Below are 17,660 nucleotides of genomic sequence, written 5' to 3' on the forward strand. Positions count from 1 at the left end.
GCGTTCGCGCGCGAGGCATCACCACGTCCCGGCCAGAGTCACACCTGCTGCGAGGATGAACGAGTGACCAGGATCGTCGCGGGGAAGGCCGGTGGCCGCAGGCTTCGCGTACCGCCGAAGGGCACGCGGCCGACCTCGGAACGCGTGCGGGAGGCGCTGTTCAACGCACTCGACGTCGCGGGTGAGCTCGACGGTGCCTCGGTGCTCGACCTGTACGCGGGCTCGGGCGCGCTGGGATTCGAGGCCCTGTCCAGGGGCGCGCGGAAGGTGCTGTTCGTCGAATCCGACCGGAAGGCGGTCGAGGTACTGCGGGCCAACGCCGACGCGATCGGTCTCGGCGGCACCGTACGGCACGGCAAGGTGGACAGCGTCGTCGGCGAGCGCGCGGCGAAGGCGTTCGACCTCGTCGTCGCCGATCCGCCGTATGCGGTGGATTCCGGCTCGCTGGCCACCGTGCTCGGTGCCCTCGTGGACAACGGCTGGCTCGCCGATGGCGCGCTGGTGATCGTGGAGCGGGCCACGCGAGAGGGCGAACCGCCGTGGCCGGAGGCACTGCGCGGGCTGAGGGTGAAGCGCTACGGGGACACCGCTTTGTTCTGGGCCGAGTACTGCGTCACATCTCGCGCATGAGTCGTGCGCGCTTGGTAGCGTCCGCGCCATGCGCCGAGCGGTCTGTCCCGGTTCCTACGATCCAGCGACCAATGGACACCTCGACATCATCGTGAGAGCGGCGGAGCTCTTCGACGAGGTCGTCGTCGCCGTGCTCATCAACAAGAAGAAGCAGGGCCTTTTCACGATCGAAGAGCGCATCGAGATGCTGCGCGAGACGACCGAGCAGCTGCCGAACGTGCGCATCGATTCCTGGCACGGGCTGCTCGTCGACTATTGCAGGCAGCACGACATCGCCGCCATCGCCAAGGGACTCCGCTCGGTCAGCGACTTCGACTACGAGTTGCAGATGGCGCAGATGAACAGGGAACTCTCCGGGGTGGAGACCCTGCTGATGTCGAACAACCCCGCCTTCAGCTTCCTGTCGAGTTCGCTGGTGAAGGAAGTCGCGACCTACGGTGGCGACGTTTCGCAGATGGTGCCCGCCGTGGTGTACAAGCGGCTCACCGAACGACTGGCGTTGAACCCCGAGCGGTAGCGGCGGGTGACCGTTCATCGCACGGTCACCTGATGATCACGAAATCCCGTTACGGTGCGAAAATGGCCAACTACCGTTCTCGCGTCGTCCTGGTCCTCGTGGCGCTCGTCGCCGCGCTGCTCGGCGGAGGGAGCGCGTTCGCGGCTCCCACGGTGTCCCAGGTGTCTCCGGCTCCGCTGGCCGAGTGCGGCGACACGTCGGGGTTCACCGAGGTACCGCTGGCCGATCTGCCTGCCGAGGCCACGGACACCTACGAACTCATCGAAGCGGGCGGACCGTATCCCTACCCCCAGGACGGGACCGTCTTCCAGAACAGGGAAGGGCTGCTTCCCGGCTGCGAGCAGGGTTATTACCACGAATTCACCGTCGAGACGCCGGGAAGTCCAGACAGGGGCGCGCGGCGCATCGTCACCGGCTCGGGCGGCGAGTTCTTCTACACCAGCGACCACTACGAGAGCTTCGATCTGATCATCACCCCGTGACCGGAACGTATCGAGACGTATTGACACGCCCGCACGGCGTTCCTGCGCGCCAATTCCCGGCCGAGCGGGCAGACTGAAGACCTGCCGATGGGATCACACAGGCGCGAGGGAGTTGGCCGTGTACCGGGTGTTCGAGGCTCTCGACGAGCTCGTCACAATCGTGGAGGAGGCTCGGGGTGTCCCGATGACCTCAAGCTGTGTCGTGCCACGCGGTGACGCACTGGAACTGCTCGACGACATCCGCGACGCGCTGCCCGGCGACGTCGACGATGCCCAGGACGTGCTCGACAAGCGCGACGAGATCGTGCACAAGGCCCGCGCCGAGGCGGAGAGCACCGTCAACTCGGCCAACGCCGAAGCCGAACGGACCGTGGCCGAGGCCAACGCCGAAGCCGAACGGCTCATCGCGGAAGCCCGCGCCCGCGCCGAGCAGATGATCGCCGACGCCCGCGACGAGGCCGAGCGCACCGTGACGTCCGGCGAGGCCGAGTACCGCGATCTGACCGATCGCTCGCGCGCCGAGTCGGAACGCATGATCCAGGCCGGAAGGGACGCCTACGACAGGGCCGTCGAGGAGGGCAGGCACGAGCAGGCGAGGCTCGTCGCCCAGACCGAGGTCGTTCAGGCCGCGCACGGCGAGGCCGCCCGCATCGTCGACGAGGCGCACGCGGAGGCCGACCGGCAGCGCTCCGACTGCGACGGCTACGTCGACGGCAAGCTCGCCGAGTTCTCCGAACTGCTCGCCACCACGCTGCGCACCGTCGACTCCGGTCGCAATCATCTTCGCGGTTCGGCGCACCTCAGCGGTGGTCGCGGAACGGTCTACGACTACCAGGCGCACTGACGCGAAGAGGGCGCGTACCCTGGAGAGCTGAGCCGGAGCCTGCTCGGCGGCCCGACACGGGGCGTTGTGCCGAGGCTGCGCCGGTCTACCGATTCCCGCAGACTTCCCAAAGAAATCCGATGCCTGAAGACAATTCCGGCCAGGACCGTCGCGACGCGCGCGATCCGTGGCTGCTCGATACCCACGAGCTGGGCCGCAGGCCCGGCTCCAGCCTTCCCGTTCGCAGGGAGATTCCCGTCGGAACGGCGCTCGGCGTACCCGACGTGATCACCGTGCCCGAGGGCGCCCCGGTCAGCGTCGACCTGCTGCTGGAGTCCGTCGTCGAGGGTGTTCTCGTGACCGGCTCGGCCGTGGCGCCGACGGAGGGGCAGTGCTCGCGGTGCCTCGATCCCATGAAGGGCACCGTCGAGGTCGACCTGACCGAGCTGTTCGCCTATCCCGATTCGACGACGGACGAGACGACCGACCCGGACGAGGTCAGCAGGGTCGTCGACGACCGGATCGACCTCGGGCCGCTCGTGCGCGACGCGGTCGTGCTCGCGCTGCCCCTCGTGCCGCTGTGCAGCGACGACTGCGCGGGATTGTGCACTGGATGCGGTGTGAAGTGGGCCGATCTCGACGCCGGACACGGGCATGAGACGATAGACCCTCGGTGGGCCGCGCTGGTCGAGCGTCTCGAGGAGTCGGAGGCTCAGGTCGCTGACGGTTCTGAGGATTCGGAGCCTTCCGCGCCTGCCGGGTCATTTCCTGACGACACGTCGGCGAATGGCTCAGACCGCTGACCAGCTTTTGAGCACCAGCTCACCAGATCGACGAGCACGCTCGCGCCCGCGAGCAGACCTTGATGAGGAGAACCAGCCGTGGCCGTCCCGAAGCGGAAGATGTCGCGTTCCAACACCCGCTCGCGCCGCGCCCAGTGGAAGGCGACGCCGATCCAGCTGGTCGCCTGTTCCAACCGCGCATGCAGGGAGCTCAAGCCCCAGCACGTCGCTTGCCCGGCGTGCGGCCAATACGGTGGCCGTCAGGTTGTCGAGCCAGCCTGAGCTGCCGGCTATGGGGGATAAGTCGCCTACCGGATCGGCAGCGGACACCGCTCCGCTGCTTGAGGCGCTCGGTGTCAACTTCGACACCGAGCTGCTGATCCTTGCTTTGACCCACCGCTCGTACGCGTACGAGAACGGCGGGCTGCCACCGAACGAACGGCTTGAGTTCCTCGGCGACGCGGTGCTCGGACTCGTGGTCACCGACCACCTGTACCGGCAGCACCCCGATCTCCCCGAGGGCCAGCTCGCCAAGCTGAGGGCCAGCGTCGTCAACATGCACGCGTTGGCCGGTGTCGCGAGGGGACTCGGCGAGGGCGGTCTGGGCGCGCATCTGTTGCTCGGCAAGGGTGAGGAACTGACGGGCGGCCGGGACAAGGCCAGCATCCTCGCCGACGGTCTCGAAGCCGTCATCGGCGCCACCTACCTGGCGTACGGCATCGAGACCGCCCGCGAGTTGGTGCACCGGCTTTTCGATCAGCTGCTCGCCGAGGCGCCGTTGCGGGGCGCAGGTCTCGACTGGAAAACCAGTTTGCAGGAACTCACCGCGTCGGCCGGGCTCGGCGTGCCCGAGTACAAGGTCGAGGACACTGGTCCGGACCACCGCAAGGAATTCAGCGCGATCGTGCTCGTCGGTGGCCGCGACCTGGGACACGGCGACGGCACCACCAAGAAGGAAGCCGAGCAGAAGGCCGCGGAATCCGCATGGCGCGCGCTGTCGGAAGAACTCAAGCCCGCCGAGGGCGGCGAGAGCTGATCAGCGGCTGACCGGTCCCCGGAAATCGCCGGTGTCCAGGTCGAGCGCGATCGGGTCGGGAATCGTGATGGACTGCCCGAACGGTGTGATCACCGTTCGTCTGTACTCCCTGTCGGCGATGTCGTTGTGCGCGTCACCGGGTGGTGGGCTCGCTCGGTGATCCCGGCTTTCCAGCCGTCGGGCAGATCGAGTGTCCGCCAGGTACGCAGCGGAGCGGGCCAGCCGTTCGCCGGCTCCGTCGCGATGCTCGCGACGACCACCTCCTTCTACCGGCAAGGATAAGGCTACGCTGCGTTCGTGCCTGAACTTCCCGAGGTCGAGGTCGTCCGCGCCGGTCTCGAACGGCATGTCCGGTCGAGGGTGATCTCCTCCGTCGAGGTGCTGCACCCGAGGGCGATCCGGCGCCACGTTCCAGGTGCCGCCGACTTCGAGGGCAGGCTCGCGGGGCTGCGGATCGAGGCCGCCAGGCGGCGCGGCAAGTACCTGTGGTTCGACCTCGCCGACGGCGAAGCCGTGCTGGCCCACCTCGGCATGAGTGGTCAACTGCTCGTCCAGGAGCGGGACGTGCCCGACGAGAAACACCTCAGGGTGCGATTCCGGTTCGCCGACGGCGGTCCCGAGCTCCGGTTCGTCGACCAGCGGACCTTCGGTGGTTTCACGCTGGCCGATCTGGTCGACGTCGACGGTACCCGCGTGCCGGAGGCCATCGCGCACATCGCCCGCGATCCCATGGACCCGCGATTCGATCTCGACGAGGCCGTGCGTGCGTTGCGCCGCAAGCGCACCGAGGTCAAAAGGGCTCTGCTGGACCAGACACTCGTGTCGGGCATCGGCAACATCTACGCCGACGAGGCACTGTGGAGGGCCAAGCTCCACTGGGCGCGGCGCACCGACCGGCTCACCAAGGCGCAGGCGGTCGCCGTGCTCGGCGCCGCGACACAGGTCATGTCCGAGGCGCTCGTGGCGGGCGGTACCTCGTTCGATGCCCTGTACGTGAACGTCAACGGCCAGTCCGGTTACTTCGACCGCTCACTCAACGTCTACGGGCGGGAGGGGCAGCCGTGTGATCGCTGCGGTGCCACGATTCGCCGTGATCCCTTCATGAACCGCTCCTCGTTCACCTGCCCCGGGTGCCAGCGTTTGCGCTGATCTACCGCGTGGACCCCGATCTGTCATGACCTGCTGTGGACGTGGCTTGGGCTACGGGGCCGGAGTTGGTCAGCCGCTCACCCAGTCGCCGAAGGCATCAGCGGAATCGCCGAGAGGCGTGTAGTAGACGAAGCGCAGATGCTTGTCGCTCTCCAGCGTCATGGTGATGTGCGTCAGCTCGACCTCGCCCGGGCCAGGGACGTCGAAGGTTCTGCGCCCAGAGCATTTCCCGTCGATGTCCTGGCGCTTCCACCAGTTCTTGAACGTCGGATCCAACCGCGACAAGTTCTCGGTCAGAGCGATGATCTCCGCGTCCTGCGGTGCGTGCGCGAAATCCCGCTTGAAGCTCGTGAGGATCTGGCGCGCCTGCTCCTCCCACGGCGAGAGCCGCGACCTCAAACGCTCGTCGGCGAAGACCATCCAGAGCATGTTTCGCTGATTGGCAGGCAAGTCGCTGAACCCGAACAGCCTGTCCGCGGCCTTGTTCCACGCCAGCGCGTCCCACTTCAGGTTCAGCACGTACGACGGGTTTTCCGGAAGCCTGGCCAGCAAGTCATGCGCCACCTGCGGCACCGTGCAGGCGGTGCGTGCCGGTTCCTTCGGGAGCCTCTTCTGCGTGAGCAGGTAGAGGTGCCTGCGCTCGGCCGCGTCGAGCTTCAGCACCTTGCACAGGTCGTCGAGGAACTCCGCGGAGACCCCGATGTCGCGGCCCTGCTCCAGCCAGGTGTACCAGGTGATCCCCACACCGGCGAGCGCCGCCACTTCCTCGCGCCGTAGCCCCGGCGTGCGCCGCCTGCCCGAGACCGTGAGCCCGAGCTCCTGCGGGGAGACCCGCTCGCGCCTGCTGCGGAGGAAATCCGCGAGCTCGGTCCTCGTGCGCCGCATCCGCCCAGCGGTCGTTGGCATGGCTGCCGCTCCTTCCGTGGCGATCGCTTCAAGTAATAGCATAAACGGCAATCTTGTAACACCTTCAGTTGCTGATTAGCGTCGAGTCTCGGACCGGCGAAACGACAACTGGACGAGGCGGCGCGCAAGAAGTGATGAGAAGAGTCTGGCCACTGGTCGTCGCAGCCGTGTCCCTGGGAATCGACGCGTACGTGCTGGCCGGTGTGCTGCCGAGGGTCGCGGATTCACTGGCGACGACAGTCGGAGCGATCGGCCTCGGCGTCACGGCATTCACCGCGGCTTACGCTCTGGCGGGCACGACGCTCGCCAAGCGTGCGACCCGTGGTTCGACGAAGCGCGCGCTGCTGCTCTCGCTCGGCCTGTTCAACGTCGCCAACCTGATCACCGCGGTCTCACCCGGCCTCACGGTGTTCCTCGGCTCTCGTGTCCTGGCGGGCGGGGGTGCGGGCGTCCTCACGGCGGTCGCCACCGCGGCAGCAGCCGGAATGGTCAGGCAGGAGCACCGCGGCCGGGCCATGGCCCTGGTGACTTTCGGGCTGTCAACGGGCACTGTCGCGGGCGTGCCCGTCGGCATGCTGATCGGCGATCAGATCGGCTGGCGCTGGACCATGGGCCTCGTCGTCGCCGTGGGCGCCGTGTCGATGGCCGCGCTGGTCTTTCGCGGCGGCGAGATCCCGGCGATCCCGGACGAGCCGGGCTCCGGTGCCTCCGTCATCGTGAAGTCCCCGCAGGTGCTGATCGGGGTCCTCCTCGCATTCGTGTTCGGCGTGACCAGCCTCGGGCTGTACACCTACCTGCTGCCCATGGCCGCTGACCGCGGCCTCGGCTCCTGGGGGTTCGCGCTGATCTGGGCCTGGGGTATCGGAGGCGTGCTCGGTTCCATGCTCATCGGACGACAGATCGACAGGATCGGGTCCCGCAAGCTGCTGCCTGTCCTGGCGGTAGCGCTACTGGCATCGTTCGCCGCCGTGGCATTCCTGCCGCAGCCGGTCGCATGGCTCGCGGCCGCACTGGTCTGGGGAGCGACCGGCTGGGCCAGCGTGCCGACGCTGCAGGATGTGCTCACCCGGACCCGGCCGAAGGCAACGACGACCATCGTCGCCTTCCAGATGGCCGCGATGTATCTCGGCTCAGCCGCAGGCTCCGCGCTGGGCACCGCGCTGCTGGGCGGAGGCACCCCCGCCGGCGATCTGCCGATGTGGGCCTTCGGCGTGCAGGTGGTCGCCGTCGTCCTCGCGGTGATCGTCGGCGCGAGGAGCGAAAGAGCAGCGACCGCCAGGGACGTTTGCCCCGTCCGGTGAGGGCCCCGAACCGTCCACATGCGAGTCGGCTCAGATTCCCGTCTGCCAGGCGAGCTTGGCGAGCAGATCCCTTCCCGTCTCCGCGTTGCGCGGCTGGCACAACACGTCGTAGCGGCGGGCGACGACCTGGCTGTGCGAGACGAAATCCCGCTTGCCTCTCGCGCTGCCGTATCCGATGGCACCGAAAACCACGCCGAAGACGAGCCCCGACGCGAGGCCGATGACGATGGGCAGCAGGCCCGCTCCCGGGGTGAACAGGCTCAGCAGGACACCGACGAACAACCCGAACCAGGCGCCCGACATGGCTCCGCTGCCGAGCACCTTGCCCCACGTCAGCTTTGCCGTGATGCGCTCGACGAGAAGTGGTTCGACCCCGACGATGGTGACGTCCTGCACGGGGAAGTCCTTGGTCGAGAGGTGACCGACGGCGCGCTGCGCGTCCTCGTAGCTGTCGTAGGAGGCGATGGGCCAGCCGCTCGGCATGGTCGGTAACTGCGGTGTCTTCGCGGCACCGGTGAACGTGGCCTGGGAAAACGCTGTGGTCATTCTGTTCTCACCTCATGGGCGAAACCGGACGGTCTGTCAGTCCGTTCAACGCTCAATCGCGGTTGATCAGTGCCCGGTTCGGGAAAATTCACAGCAGCTTCTCAGCTTGCGGGGCTTGCGCCGATCGGATGACACCGTTGGCGCTGTGCATGTGCGGCATGCCGCTCGGCGAGCCCGCCGGAAGCCACTGGCCGAAGTGCCGGACGGAGAACAACTCGTCGAGGACCATGTAGGCCGCGCCGATCAGCCCGCCCTCCTCGCCGAGCCGGGCCCGCTCGATGCGCAGTTCACGCGTCGAAAGGGGCAGTGACCTGCGGTAGATCGTCTCGCGGATGGTGGCGAGGAACAGGTCGCCCGCGCCGGAGACCTTGCCGCCGAGCAGGATGATCGAGGGGTTGTAGAAGTTGACCATCGTCGCGAGCATCGCGCCGATCCTGCGGCCTGCCTGCACGAGCAACTGGACCGAGTGGTGATCTCCCGCTCTCGCCGCCGCCGTGACGTCCTCGCCGGTGACGACGCCGTGCGCGTCGAGAGCGGCGGCCAGCGTCGTGCTCGCGCCTGACCTGGCGAGCTGATCGCCGTCCCTCGCCAGCGCGGCCCCGCCCGCCAGTGCTTCAAGGCAGCCGGTCTTGCCGCAGCGGCACACCACACCGCCGTCGTCGGAGACGGCCGCGTGCCCGATGTCGCCCGCGCAGCCCTGTGCTCCCCGGTGGAGCCTGCCCGCGTTGCTGATCCCGGCTCCTATTCCGGTGCCGATCTTGATGTAGAGCAGGTCGCCCTTGCCGATGGGCAGTCCGGGGGTCCGCAGCTCGCCGAGGCACAGCAGGTTCACCTCGTTGTCGACCCACACCGGCGCGCGGTAGCGGGTGGCGAGCCGGTCGCGGACGGCGTAGTTGTTCCAGCCGGGCATGATCGGCGGCTCCGAGGGGCGGGCCGTCGCGAACTCGACCGGTCCCGGCAACCCGAGGCCGACGCCCCACACCTCGCCACCGCCCACCTCGGCGAGCAGTTCGTCGAGGGTGGCCTCGACCTCGGCGAGCACCGGCTCCGGCCCGTCCGCGATGTCGCAGTCCCTGTGCCGCATGGTGAGCACGGTGCCCATCAGGTCGGTGACGCCCGCGATGAAGCTGGTCGCGCCGAGTTCGGCGGTGAGGATGCGGCCCGCGTCCTTGCGGAAGCGCAGCGTCCTCGCCTGCCTTCCTCCCGTCGAAGGGTTCAGCTCGCCCTCTTCGAGCAGGCCCGCGTCGAGCAGCGTGGTCGTGCGTTGCGTGATGGCGGTGCGGCCGAGGCCCGTTCGCGCGCTGAGCGCGGGCCGGGTGTCGGCGTCGCCGGTCCGCACCAGGTCGAGGAGCCTGCTGTAGCTCTCCAGCAGTTCGGTACTCGGCTCCTCCACGGAAACCCCCTTCTGTGTAGTAGCTCACATCATATACCGGATATCGCGAAACTTCTGTTCATCTCAGACATTAGCCTCAAGATCGAAAGCCGAAGCTCGCGAGGGGGCTGACCCTCGCACACGCGTCCGTGATCCCGTTCACCGCAGCGTCAAGACAGTGTTAACAGCAGGTCAGCGGCCATCAGGGAGCCATAAGGGCCCCGGAGAACCACGTCGCGAGCGGCAAGGCTGATGCCCGGTCAAGGGTCACCGGAATAGGTGACCCCTCCGGGAAAGGTGCACAGTGGCCGATCTTCTGTATCTCGCCCTGCTCTTCGGCGGGTTCGTCGTCCTTACGCTCGTCGTGCGCGGACTGGAGAAGTTGTGAGCGGCGGGCTCGGCACCGCCGCGAACGTGGTCGCCGGGGTTCTCGCGCTCGCCCTGATCGGCTACCTGGTGATCGCGCTCGTCAGGCCGGAGAAGTTCTGAGATGACCGACTTCTCGGCAGGTCTGATCCAGGTCGGCCTGCTCGTACTCGCGCTGGCCGCCGCCTACCGCCCGCTCGGCGACCACCTGGCGCGCGTGTTCACCGGGCAGCGCCACCTTCGCGTCGAGAAGGCGCTGTACCGCGTCTTCCGCGTCGATCCGTCCTCACGGCAGCGCTGGAGCGGCTACGCGGTGTCGGTGCTGGCGTTCTCGTTCGTGTCGATCGCGTTCCTGTACCTGCTGCAACGCCTGCAAGCGGTGTTGCCGCTCGGCTTCGGTAGGGGCGCGGTCGAACCGGGGATCGCCTTCAACACGGCGGTCAGCTTCGTCACCAACACCAACTGGCAGTCCTACTCGGGCGAAGTCGTCATGGGGCACACCGTCTCCATGGCAGGGCTCACCGTGCAGAATTTCCTCTCCGCGGCCGTGGGCATCTCGGTCGCGATCGTGCTCATCAGGGGGTTCGTGCGCGGGCGCACCGACCGGCTCGGCAACTTCTGGGTCGACCTGACGAGAGTGACCGTGCGCGTGCTGCTGCCACTTGCCGCGGTCGCCGCCGTGTTGTTCGTGGCACTCGGCGTCGTGCAGAGCTTGCGATCGGGGGTCACCGTCGCCAATCCCGACGGGACGCGAAGCACGATCCCGCTCGCTCCCGCCGCGAGCCAGGAAGCCATCAAATTGCTCGGCACCAACGGCGGCGGGATCTTCAACGCCAATTCGGCGCACCCGTTCGAGAACCCCGGCGTGTGGGCGAACCTGCTGAGCAACTTCCTGCTGCTCGTCATCCCGGTGTCGCTGACGAGGACCTTCGGCACCATGGTCGGCAACCGGAAACAGGGCTACACCCTGCTTTCGGTGATGGCGGTGCTGTGGGCACTCGTGCTCGCGGTGATCTGGTGGGCCGAAACGCACCCCACCGGTCCCGCCGCGCTACTTGCCGGCGCGGGAATGGAGGGAAAGGAACAGCGGTTCGGCATCGGGCTGTCCTCGCTGTTCGCCGCGAGCACCACCGGAACGTCCACCGGCGCCGTCAACTCCATGCACGACAGCTTCAGCGGGCTCGGCGGTGGCATGGCGATGCTCAACATGCTTTTCGGCGAGGTCGCTCCGGGCGGAGTGGGGTCGGGACTGTACGGCCTGCTCGTACTCGCGATCATCGCGATGTTCCTCGCCGGGCTCATGGTCGGCAGGACACCGGAATACCTCGGCAAGAAACTGGGAAGGCGCGAGGTCACCTGCGCCGCGATCTCGATCCTCGCCATGCCCGTGGTGGTGCTGCTCGGTACGGCGGGCGCCCTGCTCATCCCGGGCGAGGTGACCGCGGCGCTTGCCAACACCGGCCCGCACGGTCTGTCCGAAGTGCTCTATGCCTATGCCTCGGCTGGCAACAACAACGGCAGCGCCTTCGCGGGGCTCACCGTGACGAGCGACTGGTTCCAGTCCTCATTGGGCATGGCGATGTTGTTCGGCAGGTTCGTCCCCATCGTCGCGGTGCTGTGCCTCGCGGGCTGTCTCGCCGCACAGAAGAAGATCCCCGAAACCCCTGGCACGTTGCCGACGACGGGTCCGCTGTTCGGATCGCTGCTCGGCGGCACCGTCCTGCTCGTCGCCGCGCTGACGTTCGTCCCTGCGCTGGCCCTCGGTCCCATCGCGGAGGCACTCGCATGACAAGTACGACCCGTGCGCGCACGGCTGAGGAGACGGCCCTGCACCACGCCCAGAACGCGGGCAGGGTGGGTGCGGGGGTTTTCGACGCGCGTGGACTGCTGACCTCGCTGCCCGGCGCGCTGCGCAAACTCGATCCCCGGCACCAGATCCGCAACCCGGTGATGTTCGTGGTCTGGGCGGGCTCGGTGCTGGTGACCGTGTTCGCGATCGCAGACCCTTCCACGTTCACCATTCTCATCGCGGCGTGGCTGTGGTTCACGGTGCTGTTCGCGAGCCTCGCGGAGGCCGTCGCGGAAGGAAGGGGCAAGGCGCAGGCGGAAAGCCTGCGCAGGACCACAAGGGAGACCGTCGCCATCAGGCTGCTCGAAGGAGGGCAGCGGGAGGAGGTGCCGGGCACCTCGCTGCGGCCAGGTGACCGGGTGCTCGTCGAGGCGGGCATGCTCGTCCCCGGCGACGGAGACATCGTCGAGGGCATCGCCACCGTCGACGAATCGGCCGTCACCGGTGAGTCCGCTCCGGTGATCAGGGAGTCCGGCGGCGACCGGTCGGCGGTCACCGGCGGCACCACCGTGCTGTCCGACCGCGTCGTCGTTCGCATCACCAGCAAGCCAGGTGAATCCTTTGTGGATCGGATGATCGCCTTGGTCGAGGGCGCGTCGAGGCAGAAGACGCCCAACGAGGTCGCGCTGACCATCCTGCTGTCGACGCTGACGATCATCTTCCTGCTCGCCGTGGTCGCGCTCCAGCCCATGGCAGGCTATTCGGGAAGCACGCAATCGGTGGTCGTGCTGACGGCGTTGCTGGTGTGCCTCATCCCGACCACGATCGGCGCGCTGCTTTCGGCCATTGGGATCGCGGGCATGGACCGGCTCGTGCAACGCAACGTGCTGGCGACGTCGGGAAAGGCCGTCGAGGCAGCGGGCGACGTGTCGACGTTGCTGCTCGACAAGACCGGCACCATCACCTTCGGAAACAGGGCGGCGACCGCGTTCATCCCCGCCGAGGGGGCGACGGGGGAAAGTCTCGCCGCCGCGGCGAGGCTGGCCAGCCTCGCCGACCCGACCCCGGAGGGGCGCAGCATCGTCGAACTGGCCGAGAAGGAACACCCCGGCATCCAGGCGGACCCGGCTCACGGCGACGCGGTGCCGTTCACGGCGCGCACCAGGATGAGCGGTATCGACATCGGGTCGCGGCGGGTCCGCAAGGGCGCCACCGACGCCGTTCGCGCGTGGGCGCGAGAACACCGGGCCACCCTGCCGGAGGGCATCACGCGCGTCACGGACGACATCGCGCGGCGCGGCGGAACCCCGCTGGTCGTCGTGGAGGACACCGGTTCCGGCATCGTCACGCACGGGGTGATCCAACTGTCCGATGTGGTCAAACCGGGCATGAGGGAGCGCTTCGCGCGATTGCGCGAGATGGGCATCAGGACCGTCATGATCACCGGCGACAATCCGCTGACCGCCAAGGCCATCGCCTCCGAAGCCGGAGTCGACGACTACCTCGCCGAGGCGAAGCCAGAGGACAAGATGGCGCTCATCCACAGGGAACAGGAAGGCGGCAGGCTCGTCGCCATGACCGGCGACGGCACCAACGACGCGCCCGCGCTCGCCGCCTCCGACGTCGGGGTCGCCATGAACACGGGAACCTCGGCCGCCAAGGAAGCCGGGAACATGGTCGACCTCGACTCCGATCCCACGAAGCTCATCGAGATCGTCGCCATCGGAAAGCAACTGCTGATCACGAGGGGCGCGCTGACCACGTTCAGCATCGCCAACGACCTCGCGAAGTACTTCGCGATCCTGCCCGCGATGTTCCTGGCCATCCACCCGCAGCTCGGCGCGCTCAACATCATGCGGCTCGCGACACCGCAGTCGGCGATCCTGTCGGCGGTGATCTTCAACGCGCTGATCATCGTGGCGCTGATCCCGCTTGCCCTGCGCGGGGTCAGGTACACGCCGACGACGGCGTCCGGGTTGCTGCGCCGCAATCTGCTCGTCTACGGGCTCGGCGGTGTCGTGGCACCGTTCGCCGGAATCTGGTTGATCGACCTGCTCGTCCGCCTCATCCCGGGAATCGGGTGACCATCGTGATCAAGTCCCTTTTCGCTCAGACGTCGGCCGCGCTGCGCGTGCTGCTGGTGTTCACGGTGCTGCTCGGTGTGCTCTACCCGCTCGGCGTGTGGGCGGTGTCCCGGATACCGGGGCTTGCGCACAACGCGGAGGGCTCGCTCGTCGAATACCGCGGTGCGGCGGCAGGTTCGGCTCTGATCGGCGTCGATCCCGTGTTCACCGGCCCGCCTTCCGCGGACCCGTGGTTCCACACGCGACCGTCGGCGAGCGCGGACACCCCGCTCGGCCAGGGCGATCCGGCCACCTCGGGTGGTTCCAACAAGTCGGCTGTCAATCCGGAGCAAGTGGAGCTGGTCGGGCAGCGCAAAGAGCGCATCGCCGCGCGAGAGGGCGTCGAGCCCGGCGCCGTGCCACCCGAGGCGGTGACCGCGTCGGCCTCGGGCGTCGACCCCGGCATCAGCACCGCCTACGCCGAATTGCAGGTCCCCAGGGTCGCCCGCAACAACGGACTGGACCCGGCACTGGTGAGGGGCCTCGTTCGCGCGGCAACCGAAACGCAGGGCATCGGAATCGCCTCGGTCAACGTGCTGGAACTCAACCTGGCCGTGCGCGCCTCGGCACGGGGTTAGAGGCGCACACTGAGGGACGTGGACGATGTGGATGGCCTCGACGACGACTCCGCCGCGCACGACACCGCGCCGCGCAGGGGAGAGCTGCGCATCTACCTCGGCGCGGCGCCGGGTGTTGGCAAGACGTACGCGATGCTCGGCGAGGCGCACCGCAGGCTCGACCGGGGCACCGACGTCGTACTCGGGTACGTCGAAACCCACGGAAGGGACAAGACAGCCGCTCTGTTGGCCGGGCTTGAGGTGATGCCGAGACGGCGGCTCGTGCACAGGGGTAGCGAGTTCACGGAGATGGACGTCGACGCGGTGCTGTCCCGCAAACCCGAGGTCGCCATCGTCGACGAACTCGCGCACACCAACGTTCCCGGTTCCCGCAACGAGAAACGCTGGCAGGACGTCGAGGAACTGCTCGAAGCGGGCATCACCGTGCTCACCACCGTCAACGTGCAGCATCTCGACAGCCTCAACGACGTCGTCGAGCGCATCACCGGTGTGCGGCAGCGGGAAACCGTGCCCGACGAGGTCGTGCGAAGGGCCGAGCAGGTCGAGCTGGTGGACATCACGCCGGAGGCGCTGCGAAGGCGGCTCGCTCACGGGAACGTGTACCCCGCCGAGCGCATCGACGCCGCGCTCGGCAACTACTTCCGGCTCGGCAACCTCACCGCGCTGCGCGAACTGGCCCTGCTGTGGGTCGCCGACCAGGTCGACGTCGCGCTCCAGCGGTACAGGGCCGAAAAGGACATCACCGACACCTGGGAGACAAGGGAAAGAGTGGTCGTCGCCATCACGGGTGGCGCGGAAAGCGAAACGCTGATCAGGAGAGCCAGGCGCATCGCGACCCGGGCGGGAGCCGAACTGCTCGTGCTGCACGTGCTGCGCGGTGACGGGCTCGCCGGACTCGGGCCCGTCGCCGCCGGCCGATACCGCAAGGTCGCCGACGACGTCGGCGCCACCTTCCACACCGTCGTCGGCGACGACGTGCCCACCGCGCTGCTCGATTTCGCAAGGGGGGTCAACGCGACCCAGCTCGTACTCGGCACCTCGCGGCGCTCGCGCGTCGCCCGGCTGTTCGACGAGGGCATCGGCGCGACCGTCGTGCAGCGCTCTGGCCCCATCGACGTGCACATGGTCACCCACGCCGAGGCGGGCGGCAGGCTCAGGGCCCGCCTGGCGCACAGCCCGCTCAGCACGTCGAGGGTGCGAAGCGGCTGGGCGCTCGCGGTGGTGCTTCCGGTGCTCGCCACCGGGATCGGGCTGGTGCTGCGCGACGGGTTCGACTTCTCCACCGAAATACTCGTCTACTTCCTCACGACCGTGATCGTGGCGCTGGTCGGCGGTCTCGGCCCCGCGCTGCTCACCGCGTTTCTCGCGGCGGGACTGCTGAACTTCTTCTTCACGGCGCCGCTGTACTCGCTGGCGGTGTCCTCGCCGCGCGTAATCGTGACCCTCGTCGTGATGCTCGTGGTCGCGGTGCTCGTGGCGCTCGTGGTCGGGTCGGCGGCGACAAGGGCCAGCCTGGCTGCCAGGGCGCGCACCGAGGCTTCGCTGCTGGCCTCCTACGCGCGCACCGTGCTGGCCAACCCCGAGCCGCTCGACCGGTTGCTGGAAAAGGTGAGAGAGAACTTCGGTCAGGTCTCGGTGGGGCTCATGGAACGCCATGGCGGGCAGTGGCGCAGGGTCGCCCAGGCCGGTGCCGAGCGCTGCGCCGATCCGGAGGAGGCTGACGTCGACATCCCGGTCACCGCCGAGGTCCACCTGACCCTGCGCGGCAGGTCGTTGCCCGCCGCGGACAGGGGACTGCTCGAAGCCGCGGCTGGGCAGGCGCTGCTCGCGTTGCGCCAGCAGCGCATGGCCGCCGCCGCGGCGGCGGCCGAACGCAAAGCGCACACCACCGAACTGCGCACCGCGCTGCTCTCCGCCGTCGGGCACGATCTGCGGACCCCGCTGACGTCGATCAAAGCGTCGATCAGCAGCCTGCGCGCACCCGATCTCGCGCTGTCGGCCCAGGACACGAGCGAGCTGCTGGAGACCATCGAGCTGTCCACCGACCGGCTCGCCGGTCTCGTCGACAACCTGCTCGACTCGTCGCGGCTGGCGACGGGCGCCGTCCGCCCCCACATGCAGCCCGTCGGCTACGACGAGATCGTCGCCCGCGCTCTGTCCAACCTGGACGGATCGGCCTCGGTGATCGTCGATGTGCCTGAGGAACTGCCGTGGGTGTCGGCCGATCCGGGACTGCTGGAGCGGGTGGTGGCCAACGTCATCGACAACGCCTTGCGGCACGGCGCGAGGGGAGGCGCGGTCGCTGTCAGGGCGAGCACCTACGCCAGCCATGTCGAGCTGAGGGTCGTCGACAACGGACCCGGCCTGCCGAAGGGCAAGGCCGATTCGGCGTTCGTGCCGTTCCAGCGGCTCGGCGACCGCGAGGCCGTTCCCGGCATCGGGCTCGGACTGTCGGTGGCGCGCGGGTTCACCGAGGCGATGGGTGGCACGATCCGCGCCGAGGACACTCCTGGCGGCGGGCTCACCGTCGTCATCTCCCTTCCTGCCGAGAGCGGAGCGAATTCATGACGGCGGAATCCAGCACGGTGCTCGTGGTCGACGACGACCCGCAGATCGCGAGGGCGCTGAGGATCAACCTTTCGGCCCGTGGCTACCGGGTGGTGACCGCGCACGACGGCACCGCCGCGCTCAAGGCGGTCGCCGAGACCAAGCCCGACGTCGTCGTGCTCGATCTCGGTTTGCCCGACATGGACGGCACCGACGTGATCAACGGCCTCAGGGGCTGGACGCAGGTGCCGATCATCGTGCTGTCGGCCAGGGACGACTCGACCGACAAGGTGCACGCGCTGGACGCGGGCGCGGACGACTACGTCACCAAACCGTTCGGGATGGACGAACTGCTGGCGCGGCTCAGGGCGGCGGTGCGAAGGTCCGGGGTGTCCACATCGGAGTCGGACGCGGTGGTGGAGACGCCGTCATTGCTCATCGACCTGGCGGCCAAGAAGGCCAAGCGCGACGGCGCGGAAGTACATCTCACCAAGACCGAATGGCGGCTGCTGGAACTGCTCGTGCGCAACAGGGGGCGGCTGGTGACGCAGAAGCAGTTGCTGCACGAGGTGTGGGGGCCCAACTACGACACCGAATCCCACTACCTGCGGGTGTATGTCGCGCAGTTGCGCCGCAAGCTCGAAGCCGAGCCGTCCAGGCCGCGGCACCTGCTCACCGAACCGGGAATGGGGTACCGGTTCGAACCATGAGCG

Annotated in this window: 19 protein-coding genes; 15 read left to right on the forward strand and 4 right to left on the reverse strand. The window is 68.2% G+C overall.

Annotated features, from left to right (window positions below; genetic code table 11):
- Nucleotides 1-63 precede the first annotated feature (63 nt).
- From rsmD to rnc, 7 genes are all read left to right on the forward strand, one after another.
- Nucleotides 64-630 carry a 16S rRNA (guanine(966)-N(2))-methyltransferase RsmD gene (gene rsmD, locus BAY61_RS06640; RefSeq protein ID WP_091799853.1) on the forward strand — a complete coding sequence of 189 codons (567 nt, stop codon included), beginning with the start codon at nt 64-66 and terminating at the stop codon, nt 628-630.
- 28 nt (nt 631-658) lie between these two features.
- Nucleotides 659-1,147, forward strand: coding sequence for a pantetheine-phosphate adenylyltransferase (gene coaD / locus BAY61_RS06645; RefSeq protein WP_091799856.1), 489 nt, complete (start codon nt 659-661; stop codon nt 1,145-1,147).
- 32 nt (nt 1,148-1,179) lie between these two features.
- The gene (locus tag BAY61_RS06650) at nt 1,180-1,629 is read left to right on the forward strand and encodes a guanyl-specific ribonuclease (RefSeq protein WP_245865872.1); all 450 of its coding nucleotides are present in this window, start codon (nt 1,180-1,182) and stop codon (nt 1,627-1,629) included.
- A 118-nt stretch (nt 1,630-1,747) separates the two neighbouring features.
- Nucleotides 1,748-2,473: a flotillin family protein gene (locus tag BAY61_RS06655; protein ID WP_091799861.1), complete on the forward strand. Its 726-nt coding sequence runs from the start codon at nt 1,748-1,750 to the stop codon at nt 2,471-2,473.
- Between the two features lie 119 nt (nt 2,474-2,592).
- Entirely contained in the window at nt 2,593-3,255 is a 663-nt protein-coding gene (locus BAY61_RS06660) for a YceD family protein (protein WP_091799864.1), read from the forward strand.
- Between the two features lie 78 nt (nt 3,256-3,333).
- The gene (rpmF, locus tag BAY61_RS06665; protein ID WP_091799867.1) at nt 3,334-3,516 is read left to right on the forward strand and encodes a 50S ribosomal protein L32; all 183 of its coding nucleotides are present in this window, start codon (nt 3,334-3,336) and stop codon (nt 3,514-3,516) included.
- A 10-nt stretch (nt 3,517-3,526) separates the two neighbouring features.
- Nucleotides 3,527-4,270 (forward strand): ribonuclease III, encoded by a 744-nt coding sequence (gene rnc, locus BAY61_RS06670; RefSeq protein WP_091799871.1) that lies wholly within the window; start codon nt 3,527-3,529, stop codon nt 4,268-4,270.
- An 89-nt stretch (nt 4,271-4,359) separates the two neighbouring features.
- Here the strand turns inward: rnc and BAY61_RS32765 are convergent, their stop codons facing one another.
- Nucleotides 4,360-4,530 (reverse strand): hypothetical protein, encoded by a 171-nt coding sequence (locus BAY61_RS32765; protein WP_176879595.1) that lies wholly within the window; start codon nt 4,528-4,530, stop codon nt 4,360-4,362.
- Between the two features lie 37 nt (nt 4,531-4,567).
- Between BAY61_RS32765 and mutM the strand changes: the two genes are divergently transcribed.
- The gene (gene mutM, locus BAY61_RS06675) at nt 4,568-5,419 is read left to right on the forward strand and encodes a bifunctional DNA-formamidopyrimidine glycosylase/DNA-(apurinic or apyrimidinic site) lyase (protein ID WP_091799874.1); all 852 of its coding nucleotides are present in this window, start codon (nt 4,568-4,570) and stop codon (nt 5,417-5,419) included.
- A 69-nt stretch (nt 5,420-5,488) separates the two neighbouring features.
- On the opposite strand, the gene BAY61_RS06680 is transcribed toward mutM, so the two are convergent.
- The gene (locus BAY61_RS06680) at nt 5,489-6,325 is read right to left on the reverse strand and encodes a helix-turn-helix transcriptional regulator (RefSeq protein WP_176879598.1); all 837 of its coding nucleotides are present in this window, start codon (nt 6,323-6,325) and stop codon (nt 5,489-5,491) included.
- A 134-nt stretch (nt 6,326-6,459) separates the two neighbouring features.
- Between BAY61_RS06680 and BAY61_RS06685 the strand changes: the two genes are divergently transcribed.
- Entirely contained in the window at nt 6,460-7,626 is a 1,167-nt protein-coding gene (locus BAY61_RS06685) for an MFS transporter (protein ID WP_245865874.1), read from the forward strand.
- A gap of 30 nt (nt 7,627-7,656) precedes the next feature.
- Here BAY61_RS06685 and BAY61_RS06690 read toward each other — a convergent pair whose 3' ends face one another.
- Nucleotides 7,657-8,172 (reverse strand): YflT domain-containing protein, encoded by a 516-nt coding sequence (locus BAY61_RS06690; protein WP_091799882.1) that lies wholly within the window; start codon nt 8,170-8,172, stop codon nt 7,657-7,659.
- An 88-nt stretch (nt 8,173-8,260) separates the two neighbouring features.
- A complete protein-coding gene (locus tag BAY61_RS06695; protein ID WP_091799885.1) occupies nt 8,261-9,565 on the reverse strand; it encodes an ROK family protein in 1,305 nt (434 codons plus the stop codon).
- Nucleotides 9,566-9,928: 363 nt separating this feature from the next.
- Between BAY61_RS06695 and kdpF the strand changes: the two genes are divergently transcribed.
- From kdpF to BAY61_RS06725, 6 genes are read left to right on the forward strand one after another with little or no spacing between them, the layout of a single operon-like run.
- Nucleotides 9,929-10,033, forward strand: a complete 105-nt coding sequence (gene kdpF / locus BAY61_RS06700; RefSeq protein WP_091799888.1) for a K(+)-transporting ATPase subunit F — start codon at nt 9,929-9,931, stop codon at nt 10,031-10,033.
- Between the two features lies 1 nt (nt 10,034).
- Entirely contained in the window at nt 10,035-11,699 is a 1,665-nt protein-coding gene (kdpA, locus tag BAY61_RS06705; RefSeq protein ID WP_091799891.1) for a potassium-transporting ATPase subunit KdpA, read from the forward strand.
- Complete coding sequence (gene kdpB / locus BAY61_RS06710; RefSeq protein WP_091799893.1) at nt 11,696-13,783, forward strand: potassium-transporting ATPase subunit KdpB; 2,088 nt, start codon at nt 11,696-11,698, stop codon at nt 13,781-13,783. Before kdpA ends, kdpB begins: the two co-directional genes overlap by 4 nt.
- A gap of 8 nt (nt 13,784-13,791) precedes the next feature.
- On the forward strand, nt 13,792-14,400 hold the full coding sequence (locus tag BAY61_RS06715) for a potassium-transporting ATPase subunit C (RefSeq protein WP_091800815.1): 609 nt from the start codon (nt 13,792-13,794) through the stop codon (nt 14,398-14,400).
- A gap of 18 nt (nt 14,401-14,418) precedes the next feature.
- Nucleotides 14,419-16,968: a DUF4118 domain-containing protein gene (locus tag BAY61_RS06720; RefSeq protein ID WP_245865877.1), complete on the forward strand. Its 2,550-nt coding sequence runs from the start codon at nt 14,419-14,421 to the stop codon at nt 16,966-16,968.
- On the forward strand, nt 16,965-17,657 hold the full coding sequence (locus tag BAY61_RS06725; RefSeq protein ID WP_091799899.1) for a response regulator: 693 nt from the start codon (nt 16,965-16,967) through the stop codon (nt 17,655-17,657). The genes BAY61_RS06720 and BAY61_RS06725 overlap by 4 nt, the downstream gene beginning before the upstream one ends.
- Nucleotides 17,658-17,660 lie beyond the last annotated feature (3 nt).

Source organism: Prauserella marina (genome assembly GCF_002240355.1).
Lineage (GTDB): Bacteria > Actinomycetota > Actinomycetes > Mycobacteriales > Pseudonocardiaceae > Prauserella_A > Prauserella_A marina.

Coding starts and splice junctions, on each gene's coding strand:
- BAY61_RS06725 (WP_091799899.1), top strand. CDS start 16,965: ATGACGGCGGAATCCAGCACGGTGCTCGTGGTCGACGACGACCCGCAG.
- kdpB (WP_091799893.1), top strand. CDS start 11,696: ATGACAAGTACGACCCGTGCGCGCACGGCTGAGGAGACGGCCCTGCAC.
- BAY61_RS06680 (WP_176879598.1), bottom strand. CDS start 6,325: ATGCCAACGACCGCTGGGCGGATGCGGCGCACGAGGACCGAGCTCGCG.
- BAY61_RS06685 (WP_245865874.1), top strand. CDS start 6,460: ATGAGAAGAGTCTGGCCACTGGTCGTCGCAGCCGTGTCCCTGGGAATC.
- kdpA (WP_091799891.1), top strand. CDS start 10,035: ATGACCGACTTCTCGGCAGGTCTGATCCAGGTCGGCCTGCTCGTACTC.
- rnc (WP_091799871.1), top strand. CDS start 3,527: ATGGGGGATAAGTCGCCTACCGGATCGGCAGCGGACACCGCTCCGCTG.
- BAY61_RS06650 (WP_245865872.1), top strand. CDS start 1,180: ATGATCACGAAATCCCGTTACGGTGCGAAAATGGCCAACTACCGTTCT.
- BAY61_RS06660 (WP_091799864.1), top strand. CDS start 2,593: ATGCCTGAAGACAATTCCGGCCAGGACCGTCGCGACGCGCGCGATCCG.
- BAY61_RS06690 (WP_091799882.1), bottom strand. CDS start 8,172: ATGACCACAGCGTTTTCCCAGGCCACGTTCACCGGTGCCGCGAAGACA.
- coaD (WP_091799856.1), top strand. CDS start 659: ATGCGCCGAGCGGTCTGTCCCGGTTCCTACGATCCAGCGACCAATGGA.